The 16,877-nt window shown below is 69.1% G+C and carries 13 protein-coding genes and 2 pseudogenes; 11 read left to right on the plus strand and 4 right to left on the minus strand.

Annotation, left to right across the window (positions count from 1 at the left end; translation table 11 throughout):
- Positions 1-444: 444 nt before the first annotated feature.
- Positions 445-1,341: an RNA polymerase sigma-70 factor gene (locus AC068D_RS18575; protein ID WP_478824088.1), complete on the plus strand. Its 897-nt coding sequence runs from the start codon at positions 445-447 to the stop codon at positions 1,339-1,341.
- A 385-nt stretch (positions 1,342-1,726) separates the two neighbouring features.
- Here AC068D_RS18575 and AC068D_RS18580 read toward each other — a convergent pair whose 3' ends face one another.
- On the minus strand, positions 1,727-2,824 hold the full coding sequence (locus tag AC068D_RS18580) for an FUSC family protein (protein ID WP_478824089.1): 1,098 nt from the start codon (positions 2,822-2,824) through the stop codon (positions 1,727-1,729).
- Between the two features lie 1,650 nt (positions 2,825-4,474).
- On the opposite strand from AC068D_RS18580, the gene AC068D_RS18585 reads away from it, so the two are divergent.
- Positions 4,475-4,972, plus strand: coding sequence for a restriction endonuclease (locus AC068D_RS18585; protein ID WP_478824090.1), 498 nt, complete (start codon positions 4,475-4,477; stop codon positions 4,970-4,972).
- A gap of 203 nt (positions 4,973-5,175) precedes the next feature.
- Positions 5,176-5,491: pseudogene (locus AC068D_RS18590) on the plus strand (transposase family protein); the annotation flags it as partial.
- A gap of 15 nt (positions 5,492-5,506) precedes the next feature.
- On the opposite strand, the gene AC068D_RS18595 reads toward AC068D_RS18590, so the two are convergent.
- The gene (locus AC068D_RS18595; protein ID WP_478824091.1) at positions 5,507-6,220 is read right to left on the minus strand and encodes a 2-phosphosulfolactate phosphatase; all 714 of its coding nucleotides are present in this window, start codon (positions 6,218-6,220) and stop codon (positions 5,507-5,509) included.
- Between the two features lie 917 nt (positions 6,221-7,137).
- On the opposite strand from AC068D_RS18595, the gene AC068D_RS18600 reads away from it, so the two are divergent.
- Entirely contained in the window at positions 7,138-7,797 is a 660-nt protein-coding gene (locus tag AC068D_RS18600; RefSeq protein ID WP_478824092.1) for a lysophospholipid acyltransferase family protein, read from the plus strand.
- Between the two features lie 341 nt (positions 7,798-8,138).
- Positions 8,139-9,257 carry an AI-2E family transporter gene (locus AC068D_RS18605; RefSeq protein WP_478824093.1) on the plus strand — a complete coding sequence of 373 codons (1,119 nt, stop codon included), beginning with the start codon at positions 8,139-8,141 and terminating at the stop codon, positions 9,255-9,257.
- Positions 9,258-9,723: 466 nt separating this feature from the next.
- Here the strand turns inward: AC068D_RS18605 and AC068D_RS18610 are convergent, their stop codons facing one another.
- Entirely contained in the window at positions 9,724-10,206 is a 483-nt protein-coding gene (locus tag AC068D_RS18610) for a flavin reductase family protein (RefSeq protein ID WP_478824094.1), read from the minus strand.
- A 229-nt stretch (positions 10,207-10,435) separates the two neighbouring features.
- Positions 10,436-11,428 (minus strand): helix-turn-helix transcriptional regulator, encoded by a 993-nt coding sequence (locus AC068D_RS18615; protein WP_478824095.1) that lies wholly within the window; start codon positions 11,426-11,428, stop codon positions 10,436-10,438.
- Positions 11,429-11,546: 118 nt separating this feature from the next.
- Between AC068D_RS18615 and AC068D_RS18620 the strand changes: the two genes are divergently transcribed.
- The 6 genes and pseudogenes from AC068D_RS18620 (at position 11,547) to AC068D_RS18645 (ending at position 16,869) form a co-directional block, all read left to right on the plus strand.
- Complete coding sequence (locus AC068D_RS18620; protein WP_478824228.1) at positions 11,547-12,980, plus strand: MFS transporter; 1,434 nt, start codon at positions 11,547-11,549, stop codon at positions 12,978-12,980.
- 57 nt (positions 12,981-13,037) lie between these two features.
- A pseudogene (locus AC068D_RS18625) lies at positions 13,038-13,349 on the plus strand (class I SAM-dependent methyltransferase); the annotation flags it as partial.
- A gap of 110 nt (positions 13,350-13,459) precedes the next feature.
- The gene (locus AC068D_RS18630; protein ID WP_478824096.1) at positions 13,460-13,633 is read left to right on the plus strand and encodes a CsbD family protein; all 174 of its coding nucleotides are present in this window, start codon (positions 13,460-13,462) and stop codon (positions 13,631-13,633) included.
- Positions 13,634-14,147: 514 nt separating this feature from the next.
- The gene (locus AC068D_RS18635) at positions 14,148-14,801 is read left to right on the plus strand and encodes a helix-turn-helix transcriptional regulator (RefSeq protein ID WP_478824097.1); all 654 of its coding nucleotides are present in this window, start codon (positions 14,148-14,150) and stop codon (positions 14,799-14,801) included.
- On the plus strand, positions 14,798-15,931 hold the full coding sequence (locus tag AC068D_RS18640; protein WP_478824098.1) for an aminotransferase class I/II-fold pyridoxal phosphate-dependent enzyme: 1,134 nt from the start codon (positions 14,798-14,800) through the stop codon (positions 15,929-15,931). The genes AC068D_RS18635 and AC068D_RS18640 overlap by 4 nt, the downstream gene beginning before the upstream one ends.
- Positions 15,910-16,869 (plus strand): ornithine cyclodeaminase family protein, encoded by a 960-nt coding sequence (locus AC068D_RS18645; protein ID WP_478824099.1) that lies wholly within the window; start codon positions 15,910-15,912, stop codon positions 16,867-16,869. Before AC068D_RS18640 ends, AC068D_RS18645 begins: the two co-directional genes overlap by 22 nt.
- Positions 16,870-16,877: the final 8 nt, after the last annotated feature.

Below are 16,877 nucleotides of genomic sequence, written 5' to 3' on the forward strand. Positions count from 1 at the left end.
GCTGTGACCGGATAGCTTCACCGAGTACATCCAGTACGAGGGCGATACCCCGCCTTGCGATGCGTCCCCTCGGCCCCAAGGGGCCGGGGGAGACCCCATGCACCGGACGTCGCGAGCTTCCCGGCAGACGCATCCGGTCACAGCACTAGTCAGGCACTCGTGGTCGATCCGGTTCGACCGCAACGGATCCGGAGCGCATGTCGTGCGGCGACGCCCTCGACGCGGGGCGCCGCTGCACGTAGGCATTCATCAACGGCCCCTTGAACAACGAATCGTCGTCAACTCGGCGCGTCACAGCCGTGCCCCGCGTGGTGCCTCCGTCCCGCCCCCGACCGCACCGAACAGGCGGGTCAGACGGCTGCTGACGAAAGAGAATCTTGCTGTGAATGCACGCTCGAAGGCCGTAGCCAACCAGGGTCGGCCGCGAAGGAGAGGGGTACAGACATGAGCGACCACGCCACCGACCCGGCGACCGAGACGTTCGTCGCCCACCGCAATCTGCTCTTCACCGTCGCCTACGAGATGCTCGGATCTGCGGCCGACGCCGAAGACGTCCTCCAGGAGACCTGGCTGCGATGGGCGAAGGTCGACATGGGGCAGGTGCGCGACCGGCGCGCCTATCTGGTCCGGATCACGACCCGGCAGTCGCTCAACCGGCTGCGCACCATGAAGAGCCGCAGGGAGACGTATGTCGGCCAGTGGCTGCCCGAGCCGCTGCTCACCGCACCGGACGTGGCCGAGGACGTCGAGCTCGCCGAGAGTGTGTCGATGGCGATGATGCTCGTCCTCGAGACGCTGTCGCCGACGGAGCGCGCCGTTTTCGTGCTGCGCGAAGTTTTCGATGTCGGCTACGACGAGATCGCTGCCGCCGTCGACAAGAGCCCCGCGGCCGTCCGCCAGATCGCGCACCGCGCCCGCCAGCACGTCAATGCGCGCCGCCCTCGCCGGCTGGTCTCTCCGGGGAAGACCCGGGCGGCTCTGGAGGCGTTCCAGCGCGCGCTCGAAACCAGGGACCTGCAGGGCCTTCTCGACGTGCTCGCCCCGGAGGTCGTCTTCATGGGCGACGGGGGTGGGGTCAAGCGGGCTGCGCTGCGGCCGGTCATCGGCGCCGAGAAGGTCGCCCGCTTCTACCTCGGCGGCTCCGCCAAGGCCGGAGTCACGATCATCTGCGAGCCCACCGTGGTCAACGGCAGCCCGGCACTCGTCGTACGCCTGGACGGCAAGATCGACGGCGTCATGGCGATCCGTGTCGAGGACGCCTGCATCACCGGCCTCTACTACGTCCGCAACCCCGAGAAACTGTCCCGCATCGAGTCCGAGACCCCGCTCACCCTCCGGTGAATGTACGGTGGCGGCTCGCCAACGCCCACCATCGACGCCCCGGCCCCCTCCGGCGGCTGCTGACCGGCATGTCACACACCCAGGTCAGTGTGACCGCGACCGGAAACGAAGTCCGGTCGCGGCCGCGCCGCGCGCTGCCGACAGCGGCCCTCTTCCTGGTCGTCCGCGTACTCGTCGAAGTGTTCGGTCGCGTCGGATGAACGGGGTCTGTCACTGATCTGGTGACGATCTGGGCAGGGATCCCGCGGGGTCGCACCGCCGACCGCCCACCGCTACCGGCCCCCGTACCGGAGCGCTCGTACACCTCAGCGATCAACTCGAAAGACACCGCAGGCGTCAGCACACCACTCACCCATATCAGGACGCCACCGGCAAGCTCTGATCTTCACCTCCGGCTGGCCCGCACGTCGTTCGACCCGCATGCCACCTTCATCCGAAGGGGCTGCGAGGGGTTCGTGTCCGTCGGTTCGAGGGCGTACAGCAACTGCTGGGTGTTCGCCACGACGCCGCCCAGGGAGGTGGCCCTCTCCTGGTCCTCGCTGATGACCAGGGCCTTCAGCCGCCTGTGTGCTCCCCAGGCTTCCGCCAGGGGGCCGTCGCGCCTCTCCTGTCTGCCGGACTCCGCGCCGGGGCGCCGTGGGGTCATGTGTTCCGGCATCGGCGCGGAGGCGTCGGCCGCACAGCGAAAGATCTCCCCCAGGGGTTCCAGCGCGTCGGCGTGAGGCGGTCGCAGGGAAGGCGCGCCGCCTGCGGCGTCGGCAAGGAGGCGGGTCAGGGACATGAGGTGGTGGGCAACGCTTTCCCAGGCGGCGTCCAGATGGGATGGCGGCAGGCCGGGACCGAGGCGGCGAAGGCGGTGGCCAGGGTTGAAGCGGTAGCTCTCCCTCGTCCAGCCCCGTGCCTCGCGCAGGGCGGCGAGGCTGCTGTGGAGCCCGCGCACGCGCTCGTGCCACCGTTCGGCGTCCGCCCGTTCGTATCCGTGCTCCATGCCTGACGCCATCGTCCGCAGCACCTCTGCCGTCTCCTGCGGCAACCGTTCCAGGCGGTCGCGCGCGTCCGTCAGGTATACCGGCGGTAGGACGAGCGCGTTCACACCTATCCCGATGAGGGCACCGACCAGGGTCTCCAGCAGCCTGTGCCCGACGTCGGCGAATGATGTGGAACCGTACGCCAGGACGAAGAGGGCGGTGGTGGGAGCATAGATGCCCTGCGTACCGAACCGTGTCCAGTTGCCGAGCAGCACGGTCACGGGCAGGACGAGCGCCATGGCCATCGTGGTGTTCCCCGTGGTTGCTGCCGCTCCCGCAGCGAGCACCGCACCGAGGCCGATGACGACCACCTGCTGGACCGCGGACACCAGGGAGCGATAAACGGTCGTCTGCACCAATGCCAAAGCGGCCCAGGGCGCCATGAGGGCCATGGGGGTATCCCACCACCAGCCTGTCACCGCCCAGGCCAGTACGGCTGCCAAAGCGGCCTTCATCGACTGAACGAGTGTGTTGCGTTCGCGCCCGGGCCCCTGTACGGCCCGGAGCGCCGAGCGCCGGATCGCTGCGGCTTCCCATGACAGCCGGTGCCACCACTGCACGTGTCTCTACCCGTTCCGGTCGGGGTTGGATGCATTCGCACGCTGCCGCGCCGGCCGTCCGCCTACCACTGCACGCGGCACCTGGGCGACGACGCGCACCGGGGCGGTGCCCTCGGCGGCGTCGGGGCCAAAGCAGCACGTGTACCGGGTTGTGGTTGCAGACACCCGCCCGCTGCCCGCCTCCACGGGACCTGCACGACGGCGTGACTCCCTCTGGCCCTTCCCCCTGCAAAAAGGGGCCGGGCATCTCCACCATCACTCCGGCCGTGGCGTACCGCCACCCGGACAGTCCAGACCCGCTCTCGGGAGGTGGCTCGGTCAGTGTTCGGTGAGCACACCGATGCGCAGGGTGGTCAAGATGCGGCAGGCGTGCATCCGGGAGATGCCGGGTGCGGCACCGATCGGGCTTGGGTCGTGTCCTGGCCGAAGTGGAGTTCGGGGATGGTGCGTTCGTGGTCGTCGAGCGGGGTGAGGAGGGGGCGAGGGACTGGAGGTCCTCGATGAGGTCCTCCATCGCATGGTCGCGGATACCGATGTGGTCGGCGTAGGAGCGGCCGTCGGCGAGGGTGGTGGCCGAGGCGTCGTCCGAGTCGTTGTTGGGAATGTCGAGGGAACTGGCGGGCAGCCGGCGGCCGGGGTAGCCGGCGGCCGCGATGAGGCCTTCGGTCCCCTCGTCCTCGCTGAGCTCGAAGTGGGCGGCCAGCGCCTTCAGGGTGGGATCGTGGTCGTGGCTGCGAGGTGTCCCTCGGCCTTACTGGTACTCGCGCGTGCCGGCATGGCGTCGGTGTTCGGGTCGCGCTCGTACTTCGCTACCCCGCCGCTGGTAGTGACTGTCCCCCACGAACAGGCACCACCAGCGACGAGAGGAAGGGGCCACAGCGAGGAGACTGACCCGCTGCACGCCTACCCGAGGCCCACACGCGAACACCCCCGCCGCGACACGGGGCCGAAAAGAGTTCAGGGGAGCGCGTGTTTTGCGCCGTTCCCCGCCGCGGGGGAGGGACTCAGTGAGGCAGTCGCGGCTCATGAACGACCGTCCCTGGCTGCCTGCGCGGTGGCGCATTGATAGAGAACTGTCTTGGTCAGAGCTGGAGTTCGGGCTTCGGCGCCGGCATAGCCGGGGTCCGCTTGTGACTGGCCTCCAAGGCACATCAAAGGTGGGCTCACCGTTGTCTGCTGTGAACAACAACCTCCTCGACGAGTCTTCCGGGCTGGACCGGACCGACATCACCGCGCTGACGCCGACGGAGGACACTGCGGAACCGCCGCTGTCCGAGAAGCGCGAGAAACAGCTGTTAGAGCGCCCACGAACAGGGCAGAGGGACTCAAGACGATCTTGGGAATGCAGTGGAAGGCGAGCGCCGCACATGACGATACCCGTCCGACGTCCGAGGCCGACCGACCGAGTCGCCTTCAGCCTCAGACAGACCTTCCTCTGGTTCGCCCTCACCGGCACGGTGATCTGCGGCTGTGGGTTGATGTTCAAATCGCTCGTCAAGGCCTCGGGCATGGAGGGGGGCGCTCGCAGGGATCGCGCTGATCGGCTTGTTCCTCGTCTTCCTTGGACTGTGGGGTGGGCGCCGCAGGAACGCTCGGCGGCTCGCCCTCCAGCCCGCCCCGGGCACAGCGCAGTCGATCGAGACGTCGTACGACTTCGCGGCGATGGACCCCGAGGCTTTCGAACGGGCGATCGCCGACTTGTGTGAACGCGACGGCTGCACCGACGTGCAGGTGGTGGGCGGTGCGGGGGACCTGGGTGCTGATGTGCTGGGCATTGCGCCCGACGGTCGGCGCATCGTCATCCAGTGCAAGCGGTACGGCCCCGTCAACAAGGTTGGGTCGCAGGACCTGCAGCGCTTCGGAGGCACCTGCTTTGCCGTGCACGACGCCCAGATCGCCGCCGTGGTGACCACGGGGGAATTCACTGGCCCGGCCGAGGAGTACGCCGAGCAGTGCGGCATCCTCTGCCTCGATCAACCTGCCCTCACGGCCTGGGCCGAGGGCACGTCCTCCCCGCCGTGGGCTGCGAATTCCCCTCACTGAGCCGCCGAGTTTCCGGCGGGGCCATTGATGAGTTTCCCTGCCGGATGTGCAGGCATGCGCGGCCCTGCGCCTCGTCCTGGGCTGTGGGACGCGTTGCGCTTCTTCGCCAGCACCTCACCCACCGGCGGCGCGAGCTGGGCACCCGCCGGCGCAAACTCCCCGCCGGACAGCAGGCGTCACTCGCCCTGGCCCACCTACGCTGCGGCGCCACCCACGTCATCACAGCCGCTCGCACCCACCGCGTCGTCGACGCGCTGGCCGAGGCAGGCATCAAGCGCCTTGCGGACAAGGGACATCAGGTTGCGGGAGGCACCGTGATCGTCCCTTTCCGAGGCAAGCACCGGAACCTGTACGCCGGCAAGCAGGAGGTCAAAGTCGTCCATGCGAAGATCCGCGCCGTGGGGAGCAGGCCATGGCCACGCTCAAGGGCTGGCGCCTGCTGCGCAAGCTGCGCGGCAGCACCACCCGCATCACCGGCATCGTCAAGCCGTACTCACCCTCCACCTCGCGACAGCGTGAGGCGGGAACGGCTCGTCAACTAGCGTGCGCGTGTGGAGCGGACACCGCATCTGGTCGAGTCCGGAGTGGCCGCAGCACTGCCATCCCTTCCTCGAGCCCGACCTTCATGGCGAAGTCGAACCGGTCGACCTCCACACACAACTCCACATCGCTCGGGTGAGCACCGCGGCGTCGCCCGCCGCGCAGGTCGTCCGCGGCTCGGGAGGTGCGGGCACGGTGCAGATAGGGGGCGGGGTCGAGACGATCCCCGGCCAGGAGCCGATCCAGGTACTCGGCGCAGGCCAGATCCTCGGCGGCACGGCCGTCCTCGCCGGTGGCCACGAACGTCACCGAGTCGGCGCCGGCATCCGCCAGGGCCCGGGCCGTCGCGCCGGCCACGACAAAACTGGCGCACAGCGCCAATTTCGCCTCGACAACCGCCAGAGCCCCAACCGTTCCCGCGGTGGTCTTTTGAATCACGGTGCGGCCGGACAAGTCGGCTTCCTGGATCAGGCCAGGGGAGTTGACCAGGTCGAACCCGGTGACCGGCGCCCCGTCCTTGAGCGCAAGCCAGCCCGGGTGACCCGCCTTGATCGCCAGCGCCTCGCCCGTGTCGGCAGCGAGAACGATCTTGTCTGCCCCGCGGTGGAAAGCCCATGCGGCGGTGGTGAACGCCCGCATCACATCGATCACAACGGCCACCTGTTCGGTGCCGTCCACGTCGGGTATTCCGACTACTCGCGAGTCCATGCGGGGATGGTCGCAGCCCACTGAAGCGGTCGACAAGACACGTTGACGATCTTTCGGCGGCTTGGCGACTTCGCGGATGTTCAGGGGCCGGCTCGGAGGCACGTCCGGCCATGTACAAGTCCAGCGTCTGGAGGACGGCGTCCGCGGCAGGCGACGGCAGAGCGGTCGAGGTCGGCGAGCATCGGGACCAGTTTCTCCCGAATGCACGCGATGGTCTGCAGGGCATCCCCGCCCCGGCCGGTCGCGAGCCGCCTCGGCGGGCCGGTGGTCGACGATGGACCCTTGGAGCTCGCGCTGCCGATCCATAGCCCCTGCCAGGCGACGTGCTGACGGTTCCTCTGGAGTCACCGTAGAAGTCCACCTGCACGACGGCGCCGGACAGGACGTCGACCTGATCCTCGTCGCGCACCAGCTCGCGCAGAGCCGCCTCATGCCGCTGGCCGTCCGGGTGTCGTCAAGCGCGCCGGGGCTGCCGGTAGCGGGAGGCCGTTCTGGCTCTGGGAGGGCTGTGGCCCTCTCCCGGAAGTCCGGGCCCCCTCGCACGATTGAGCACCGAGTGCTGGATGATGCGGGTCCATGCCCTGGCTGCGCAGCGTCGGCCGTGACCGCTCACGTGCCGACGGGGCGCAACCGCCGAACCCATCTGGCCTTCTGCATGCACGCGGGAGTCTGCTTTCTGCAGCCGTGTGCCGGCCTGCTGGATTGCCGGCCCGGTTGTGGCGCAGGTGTCGATGCCGGGCGAACTTGTTCGAAGGCTGCACGAGCACGGGTGGATGCCGCCACGGGAGGCAGCCGATACCCAGTACCGATCACCTGAGCACCCCAGCACCCGGACAGATGAGTAGGCGCACTCAGGCGGTCGGTCGACCCCAGCGGGACGATGAAGATCACCTCGCCGTCCGAACCGTTGGAGTCCCGTGCTCAGCCGCATCGCCGCCACGATCGTCCCGTCCCTCGGCCGCCTCACGACGTCTGCCGAACGTGCCAGTGTCCCGGCCGCCGGCATCCTCGTCGCCAATCACACGTCCCTGGCAGACCCGGGCATCGTGTTGGCAGCCCTGCGCCGGATGAACATTGAACCCGTCATCCTCGCCACTGCCGGCCTGTGGCGGGTGCCGGTGCTGCGCTGTCTCCTGGACCGCGACGGCCACATCCCCGTCCACCGCCGCACCACCCGCGCGGCCGACGCCCTGCACCAGGCAGAGGCAGCGCTCGATGCCGGACACTGGGTGCTCGTCTACGGCGAAGGGCGCCTGCCTCACCGCAGAGACGCTGCCGAAGCCGCGCCCGAATCCTTCCGTACCGGCCCTGCACGCCTCGCTCTCGCCTCAGGCGCCCCCATCATCCCGGTCGGCCAGGCCGGCGCACGCCGGGTCACCTCCGGCAACCGCACCAAGCAGATCGCGGGACTCCTGACGGCCCCCGCCCGGCGTCCCCGCATGCATGTGCACGTCGGCGCACCGATCCAACTGCCTGCCGAAATCGCGGTAGCGACCGCGGTCGCTCACCAGGCCGTCAGCGCTGCCTGGCGCATTGCCGCCCGCCGCCTGGGCGAACCTTCGGCCCTGGCGGCCTGATCAGGCCACCGGGCGCGCATCGGACGCGATCACGCGACCTGGGGAAGGCAGAAGTCTCCGGTGGGACTCAAGTTCCGCAACTCTGCTCACCGCGCCGACGAGCGCGGCCTGAGAAGTCGGAGACCGGGCGCCTCCTGTACGGACAGTGGGAGTCCGGTCCGCGGGGCAACCGGGGCCGCAGACAGCACGAACGCCGGAGCGACGCATGCCTCAACGCGGCGAGATTGCCCAGCTTGGCACCCCGACGTCCATAGGCGCGAGCAGGCCGGCGAGCTCCCGGAGGACGGGCTTTGACGGGCGGCGACTCCGGAGTGCGACCGGAGTGCCAATAGGGTGAACCCATGTCCGCCAGGTTGAGTTCCACAAGAGCCCGCGCCGCGCTCGGCGCATCGGCACGTGTGTCCGTCGAGTTGCTACTGGTCCTCGTGACGGTCGCTGTGGCCCTATGGGTGCTGGGCCGGATGTGGTCGGTGGTCTGGCCCCTCATCGTGGGCCTGCTCCTCACCACGTTGACCTGGCCCCTGACCCGTTTCCTGCGCACGCGCGGGTGGCGTCCCGCCATGGCTGCGTCAGCCGTGACCGTGCTGTTCCTGCTGGTCGCGGCGGGCGTGGTGGCGCTGATCGCGGTGCCGGTGGCGTCTCAGGCAGGCGAGCTGTCGGACGGTGTGGTCCAGGGCATCCAGAAGTTGCGCGAGTGGGGTGCCGGGCCGCCGCTGAACATCGGGGACGACCAGATCACAAGCGCCTTTGACGCCGCAATCGCCCGTATCCAGGACAGTGCCGGCAGCATGGTCACCGCTGTCGTCACCGGAGTGGGCACCGTGGTCAACGGTGTGGTCACTGCTGTCCTGGCGCTCTTCCTGATGTTCTTCTTCCTCAAGGACGGCCCTCGGTTCCTGCCATGGCTCACACGTCAGATGCCCGGTTCGCTCGCCACCCACGTCCCGATCGTGGTCGCGCGCAGCTGGGACACACTGGGCGCGTTCGTGCGTTCCCAGGCATTGGTCGGTCTGATCGACGCCGTCCTCATCGGTCTCGGCCTGTGGGTCCTGGGAGTTCCGCTGGTGCTCCCTCTGGCAGTACTCACCCTCGTGTCCGCATTCGTGCCGATCGTGGGTGCCCTGTTCGCCGGTCTGGTCGCAGTGCTCATCGCGTTGGTGTCGAACGGGCCGACAGACGCGTTGATCGTGCTGGCGATCATCGTCGTGGTGCAGCAGGTCGAGGGCAATGTGTTGCAGCCGATGATCCAAAGCCGGGGCCTTGGCCTCCATGCTGCGGTGGTCCTGCTGGCGGTGACGTTGGGCGGCAGCCTGGCCGGCATCGTGGGCAGCCTGCTCGCAGTGCCGGTGGCCGCGATGATCGCGGTGGTCTGGAACTACCTTCGCGAGCAGTTCAGGGACCCGCTGCCCGATCCGGAAACCGACGAGTCGCACGCCGGTGGCGCCGCTGTCGTGTCGTAGCGCCTCGGGCCCGTGGCCACTCATCTGCCGGCAGGAGTTTCTCGTCGGCACGGCGGCGACCCATTCGGTACTGGGCGGCACATGGCCCGTTCATCGTCGGCATGGTGATCGTGGCCGTGCGATCGACTGCATCCCGTGGGTCAACGGACGGCGCGGAACTCAGCCGCGGCGAACGCGGCCGTCGGAGCAGCCGCAGAGGCCGCTCACCGGCGCACAGCGAGCACAACCCGGGAAGCGCACGGCGAGACTTCCCGGGCGACGACTCCCGGCTGACCCGGCATCAGTTGAAGTGAGTTGAAGGCCCGGGTGGCCATGGGGCATCCGGAGCGGCCGGAGCTGTGCATGAGGTGCCTGGCATCGTCTGCGCCACCGGCCCGAACCGCGCTCGCACCTCCCTCCTGCTCGCGCCGCTCAGCGGCTGCTGATGCCCTCGCCGGGAGAGGAGTCCCGCCCCACGCAGGTCGGGTCAGGCCGGATGGCCCGGTGGGAGGTCTTGTACATCGCTGAAGAACAGCAAGAGGGGACGCTCGGACACCGGAGGTGAGACCTCCACAGGGGACAGGAGGAATCCGGTGTGATCCCCGCCGTCGAACCGGCTCATGATCCGGCCGACGAACCAGGCGCGGGCGCTGGGGATGACCGGGACGCCGGCCTGCTTGGGGCGCCATGCCACGTGCTCGAACTTGTCGACCTCGTCGCCTGTGAGCGACCCGAACAGGGCGGCCAGATCCCGATCGCGCCGATCCAGCAGGTGAACGCCCAGATGGGAAGCGTCATGGGCCACGGTGTGGGTGTGATTCGCCTTGGACAGCCAGACGACGAACTGCGGCGGATTGATGGAGCATTGGGACGCGAACCCCACGAGGCACCCCGACCGCCGCCCCGTCGCGGCGGTGGTCACCAGATAGAGCGGGTAGTCGAGGACATCCGTGAACGGATCGAGCTCCACTGCACCAACGTACCCGAAGCCTGCGGACCGACTCCCAGCCTCGCCGGTGGGTGTCCGCCCTGTTCCGCGGTTACGGCATGGTCCATGCCGGTGCCGGTCCCGCTCGACCACCGCACCATCCGTATCGTCCCGGGCGGGGCAGTGCACCGGAGTGTCGTGAAGCTGATGCGGGCTGACAACCAGGCGTCCCTGCGTGCCGCCCCCGACCTGACTTCCGCACGTGGCGCCGTCAGACACGCTCGAGCGCCAGCTCCTGCAGCCGCACCAGGCGGGCCCGTGATTCCTCGTCGACGGGAACGTACGTGACGATCCGGGGCCCACCGTCCGGGCCCAGCCACAGATCCGTGTGGTCGACGTGGAGCAGACCGACATGGGCGTTGCGGATGTGTTTGCGCTTGCTGCGCGCCGCCAGTACCTCGTGCCGCTCCCACGTCTCGCAGAATTCGGGAGAGGCGGCCTGCAGTCGTTGGAGGAGTATCTTCCAGGCCGGTTCGGCCAGATGCTCGGCCATGGAGGCGCGGAACTTCGCGGCCATGATCCGTGCTGTCTCCTCGAGATCCACGACCGCAGAGCGCCACTGCTCATTGGTGTGGATGAGGAGCATGCAGTTGCGGTTCTCGGGCGGGACGTCGTCGAGATCGCACAGCAGCCGACCGTAGGTGCGGTTGTACGCGAGGATGTCGTACCTGCTGTTCTGGACGCAGGCCGGGAACGGCTCCAGACGCTCCAGCATCGCGCGCAGTGCGGGCGTGACCGACGGGCAGGGCGTACGCGGCGAGGGATCGACGGCGCCCGCCAGATTGAACAGATGGGCCCGCTCACTGGTGTCCATCAGCAGGGTGCGCGCGAGCGCGTCGAGCACCTGCACGGAAACCTGGATGTCGCGGGCCTGCTCCAACCATGTGTACCAGGTGACGCCCACGGCAGAGAGCTGCGCGACCTCCTCGCGCCGCAGACCCGGCGTACGCCTGCGGCGTCCGCGTTCCAGCCCTACCCGTTCGGGACTGATCCGCTCGCGCCGACTGCGCAGGAACGCCGCCAGTTCGTGCCGCCGGATCTCGGACTCGCCCGGGCGTGGGGGCCGAGCCGACGGCGAGGGCTGGGCCGTGGGCAAGGACTCGCGTAGGGGCGAGGGTTGCGCCGCGGTTGCCGCCGCCTGCGTCGCCATGTGACCTGGTGCCCCGTCAACCTTCTGTCGCGAGGTCTGCCTCTGCTGCGCCATGGTGCTCATCCCTCTGGGTTCCGGAGCACCGATCCTGTTTCCAGGTAGTGCCTGTACCAGGATAAAGGGACTCTGGTTTCCGCCTCGGCTGCGGTGAAGGCTGGAGCCCGTGACCGAAATCGGAACTCTCCAGACCGACCAGAGCGGAGCCCGCACGCGTGCAAAGGCCGCACCGGAACTCGACGGACTCGGGCTGTTCACTGTGCTCCTGGGCGCGGCCCTGCCCCTCATCGACTACTTCATCGTCAATGTCGCCCTTCCGGCGATCGGACGGGACCTCGCCGCGAGCGAGGTGGCCCTCGAACTCGTCGTCGCGGGCTACGGCGTCTCCTACGCGGTCCTGCTGGTGCTCGGCGGCCGCCTCGGTGACACGTTCGGACGCCGTCGGCTCTTTCTCGGAGGTATGGCAGCCTTCGGCGTCACCTCGCTGGCCTGCGGCATAGCCCCCGACGCCTGGACTCTGGTCGCTGCACGCGTGGCTCAGGGCGCCGCTGCCGCGCTGATGCTGCCACAGGTGCTGGCCACCATACAGGCGGCGACCTCGGGACCGCGGCGCGGCCGCGCGATGGGTATGTACGGCGCGACCGCAGGCCTTTCCATGGTCGCCGGGCAAATCCTGGGAGGAGTCCTCGTCGCCCTGGACGTTGCGGGCACCGGCTGGCGCTCCGTTTTCCTCGTGAACGTCCCCGTGGTCCTGGCCGGCTTGTTCCTCGGGGCACGAACCGTCCCCGAGACCCGTTCCGAGCAGCCCGAACCCATCGACGTACCGGGCACAGCGCTGCTCGCCACCACGCTGTTGACGCTGCTCGCACCCCTGACCGAGGGACGTGCCGCTGGATGGCCGTTGTGGACCTGGCTCGCACTGGCCGCGTTCCCGTTCTCGGCGTATGCGTTCTACCGCGTGGAACAGCGGGCCGACCGCAACGGCCGTACGCCGCTCGTGCCACCGAGCCTGTTCCGACTGCCGTCGCTGCGTCGCGGGCTCGTCATCGTCGTTCCGTTCTCGATCGGCTTCAGCGGCTTCATGTTCGTCATCGCCGTGGCTCTCCAGCAGGGGGCCCGTCTCGGCCCGGTCTCCGCGGGGCTCGCCCTGGTGCCCATGGCGGTCGTCTTCTTCGCGACATCACTGGCGGGCCCTCGTATCGTCGCTCGCTGGGGGACGCGTGTGGTGACCGCGGGCGGGCTGATCCAGGGTGTGGGTGTGGCCCTGATCGCCCTCGCCGTCCGGCAGGACTGGCCGGATCTGGGGATCGTGTCGCTGATGCCGGGCGTCGCGGTGGCGGGTCTCGGCCAGGCCCTCCAGTTGCCCGTCCTCTTCCGGATCATCCTCTCCGAAGTGCCGCCCGCCCGTGCCGGGGTGGGGAGCGGAGTCATGATCACCACCCAGCAGTCGGCGCTCGCGCTCGGAGTCGCCACGCTCGGATCCTTGTTTCTGGGCCTGGTTCCGGGCCTCGGCATGCGCGACGCCCTGGTGGCAACGTTGCTGGTGCAACTCGCCGGCGTCGCCGTCACGGTGCTGCTGAGCCTGCGGCTGCCCAAGGCGGTCGGCTGAGTCCTGTCCGGTGGATCCTGTGAAAACCAGGCTGCGACCATGGCCCGAGCAACCGACATGCCCGAGACCCTCGCCCAGCCTGCAGATCCGGCCGGGGCGAATGACTACGACAGCTTCGCCGAGGCGTACTCGGCGGAGAACGAGAACAACCTCCTGAACGCGTACTGCGAGCGGCCCGCGATGACAGCCCTCGCCGGAGACGCGGCCGGCCGCCGGACCCTGGACGCCGGCTGCGGCTCGGGCCCCCTGTCCGCTGCACTGAGCGACCGCGGTGCCGACGTCACCGGCATCGACGCCGGCGCGCCCGTGTACGGACAGAGTGCGGGGAAGCGCAGTGCCTGCTCCGACCTTGGCACACTTCATGCGGTTCTCGAGCCGCTGCTGGGCACGGACTCCGTTGGAATCGCGTGCGTTTGCGGCCCTCGTCAGTGGTCACACGCAGACACAGCACACGGTTTCGACGCATGGAGGTGAGCAGCATGGCTGCCAACGAGAAGGCCAAGGCGAAGTCAGAGCAGGCCATCGGTAAGGTCAAGGAAGGCGCTGGGCGCACCGTGGGCAACGAGCGGCTGATCGCCGAGGGCCGAGCGGAGCAGGCCAAGGGCGACGCCCGTGAGGCCAAGGAGAAGATCAAGGACGCTGGTAAGCGCTGAACGTCAGCGCATACACCCGACGTACGTGCACCGGGGTCGCTGGCGCCACGGCGCCCGTGACCGCGCCGCCTCACAGCCTCCGAATCCCAGAACGGGCGGGGGCGGAAACGTTGCACTCCGAGAGCCCTGGCACTGTGCCAGGGCTCTCGTGTGTGCGGCGCCCAACGCGCCCGACTGTGGGGGTGGTTGTGTGGTTCCCTCCTGGCCAGGCGGGTGTACCAGCGCGTCGGCGGATCGGACCGTGCGGACGGTTGCGATGTCGCACCGAGTCGGCGGCCGTGTTCTTCGTCGCGCTGACGAGCGCGCCAGGCTTCCTCACCGCGGCGGTAGCCCCGCGAGCAGGAGACCTGCCGAAGGCGGGGTTGGCGGTGAGCCCGCCGCCGCGGACCGGGCAGGAACGCAACTGCGTTCAGCAGGGGCCGACCGTCCGTCGGGCGAGGGTCACGGAACGGTTCTGGTCGCTTGCCTCATCGCGGCATGGACGTTCCGTCCAAACTGGACGTATAGTCCAGGCATGGGAACTGTGGAAGAAGGCCCCGACCCGCGAGTACGACTGTGGTCTCCGGTCTGTCAGGCCGTCGCACTGCTGCTCGGCCCGTACGCCGAGGTGGTGCTGCACGATCCGGACACGGACCGGATCCTGGCCATCTGGAACCCGATGACGTCCCGCGGCCCGGGTGATCCGTCGCTGCTCGGCGAACTGGACGGGCTCGATCCATCAGCCAACGACGTCTTCGGCCCGTACGAAAAGATGGTCGCCGACGGCCGGCGGCTCTCGTCGGTCAGCGCCGTACTGCGCGATCCGGAAGGGAAGCCGTCGGGGGTGCTGTGCGTGAACCTCGACCGCACCCCGCTGGAGCAGGCCGCGGCCGTCCTGTCCGCGTTCGGCGCCCCAACCGTGTCCCGGCCGGAGCCGCTGTTTGAGGAGGACTGGAGCGAACGCATCCAGCACATCGTCGGCGCCTACGTCCGCGAGTGCGGACGTCCGGTGGAGCGGCTGACCCGCGCCGATCGCCTGGCCGTCCTCGCCCGCATGGATGAGGCCAAGGTGTTCGCCGTGCGTCGCGCCACTCCGGTCGTCACCAGCGCTCTGCGTGTCTCCCGATCCACCCTCTACGGCCTTCTTGCCGATCTCAGAGCATCGAACGCAAAGGACGAAGCACCGTGACCCGCCTGCCCGACTTCCGCCTGGAAACCTACTTCTCGCAGTGGGAGTTCACCGCGCGCCACCACATGACGGCCTCCGACGTCCAGACCATGACACTCCGCGATCTGCTCGCCCTGGCGGACGACCGGGACCGGACGGCCTTCGAGGACCTCCCCCTCGGCTACACAGAGACCTACGGTGATCCGGTCCTGCGCGAGGTGATCGCCGGGATGTACGAGCGGGCGGACGCTGCTGATGTCATCTGCTTCGCAGGTGCCGAGGAGGCCTTGTACCTGGCGATGAACGTCCTGCTCGGCGCCAGTGACCACGCGATCGTGGTGACCCCCAACTACCAGGCGGCCGAGACCGTGCCGCTGGCGCTGTGCGAGGTCACCGGCGTCGCCCTCGACCCGGACCGGGACTGGGCACTGGACCTGGGCGAGGTCAAGGCGGCGATCCGCCCCAACACACGGGTCCTGTCGGTGAACTTTCCGAACAACCCCACCGGCAAGGTCATCAGCGCCGCCCAGTTCACCGAGCTGGCGCGGCTGTGCGACGAGCACGGCATCCACCTCTTCAGCGACGAGGTCTACCGCGGCCTGGAGCGTGATCCGGACCTGACGCTGCCGCAAGCCGCCGATCTGTCCGAGCGCGCCCTGTCGCTGAACGTGACCTCCAAGTCCCTGGGTCTGCCCGGCCTGCGGATCGGCTGGATCACCTGCCGCGACCGGGTCCTGCTCAGCCGACTGGAGCGGGCCAAGCACTACACGACGATCTGCAACTCCGCCCCCAGCGAGGTCCTGGCCCGGATCGCCCTCAAGGCCCGCGCGACGATCCTCGACCGCAACCGCGCCCTGATCGCACGGAACCTGCCGCTGTTCGATGCCTTCTTCGCCGAGTTCCCCGACTACTTCGACTGGCAAGCACCTGACGGTGGATGCGTCGCCTACCCCCGCTACCTCGGCCGCGAAGGCGTCGAGGAGTTCTGCACCCGACTGGTGGCAGAAGCAGGAGTCCTGCTGCTGCCCGCCAATATCTACCGATCCGAACTCACCCCCACACCCCCCGACCGGTTCCGCATCGGCGTCGGCCGCTCCCACCCCGAAGAGGGCCTGGCCGCCTTCACCCAGTGGCTGCGGGCACGGCGATGACCCTCCCCGTCCTCGACGCCGCCGCCATCGAGCAAGCCGCCACTCCCCGCCTGGTGTTCGACACCGTCCGTGACGCGCTGATCGCACACGCCCACGGCCGCACGACCGTGCCACCACCCGTGCACCTCGAGTTCCCCGACTCCGACGGCGACTGCCACGTCAAGGCCGGATGGGTCACCGACGCCCCCGAGTTCACCGTCAAGATCGCCTCGAGCTTCTACCGCAACCCCGCGGCCGGCCTGCCCTCCAACCACGGCCTGGTCTGCGTCCTCAGCGCCCGGACCGGCCAGGTCAAAGCGATCCTCGACGACGGGGGCCTGCTGACCGCCTGGCGCACCGCAGCCGCCGGAGCCCTCGTCACCCACGCCATGGCCCGTACAGGCGCCGACACCCTCGGCGTCTTCGGCACCGGCGCACAAGCCCGCCTGCAAGTCGAATGGCTCGCCAGACTGCGCCCCCTGAGTACCGTGCTCGTCCACGGTCGCACCCAGCGCAGGGCGCAGTCACTGTGCGAAGAGCTGACCAGGGGCGGCCACCGGGCCCGGCCGGCCTCTGCCGAAGAAGCCGCCGGAGCCGACATGGTCGTCACCACCACCCCCGCCACCACTCCGGTTCTGAACGCCGCCGACGTCCGCGAGGGGACGCACGTCACCGGCATCGGCACCGACATGCCCCACAAGAACGAGCTCCCCACTGCCCTCTTCGCCCGCGCGGCATTGATCGCAACCGATGACCACCAGCAATGCGTGGAACACGGCGACTTCGGCCGCGCAGTGCTGGACGGAACCGTCACCTCGACCAGCGACACCCCCGTCGGACTCCTCCTCGGCGCACCCTTCGAACGCCCGGCCGAGGCGATCACCATCGCAGACCTGACCGGCGTCGGCGCCCTCGACGCAGCTCTCGCCTCGACGATCCTGCGTGAACTGGTCCCCTGAGGGCTGTC

It is taken from the genome of Streptomyces sp. NPDC043861 (assembly GCF_056435905.1).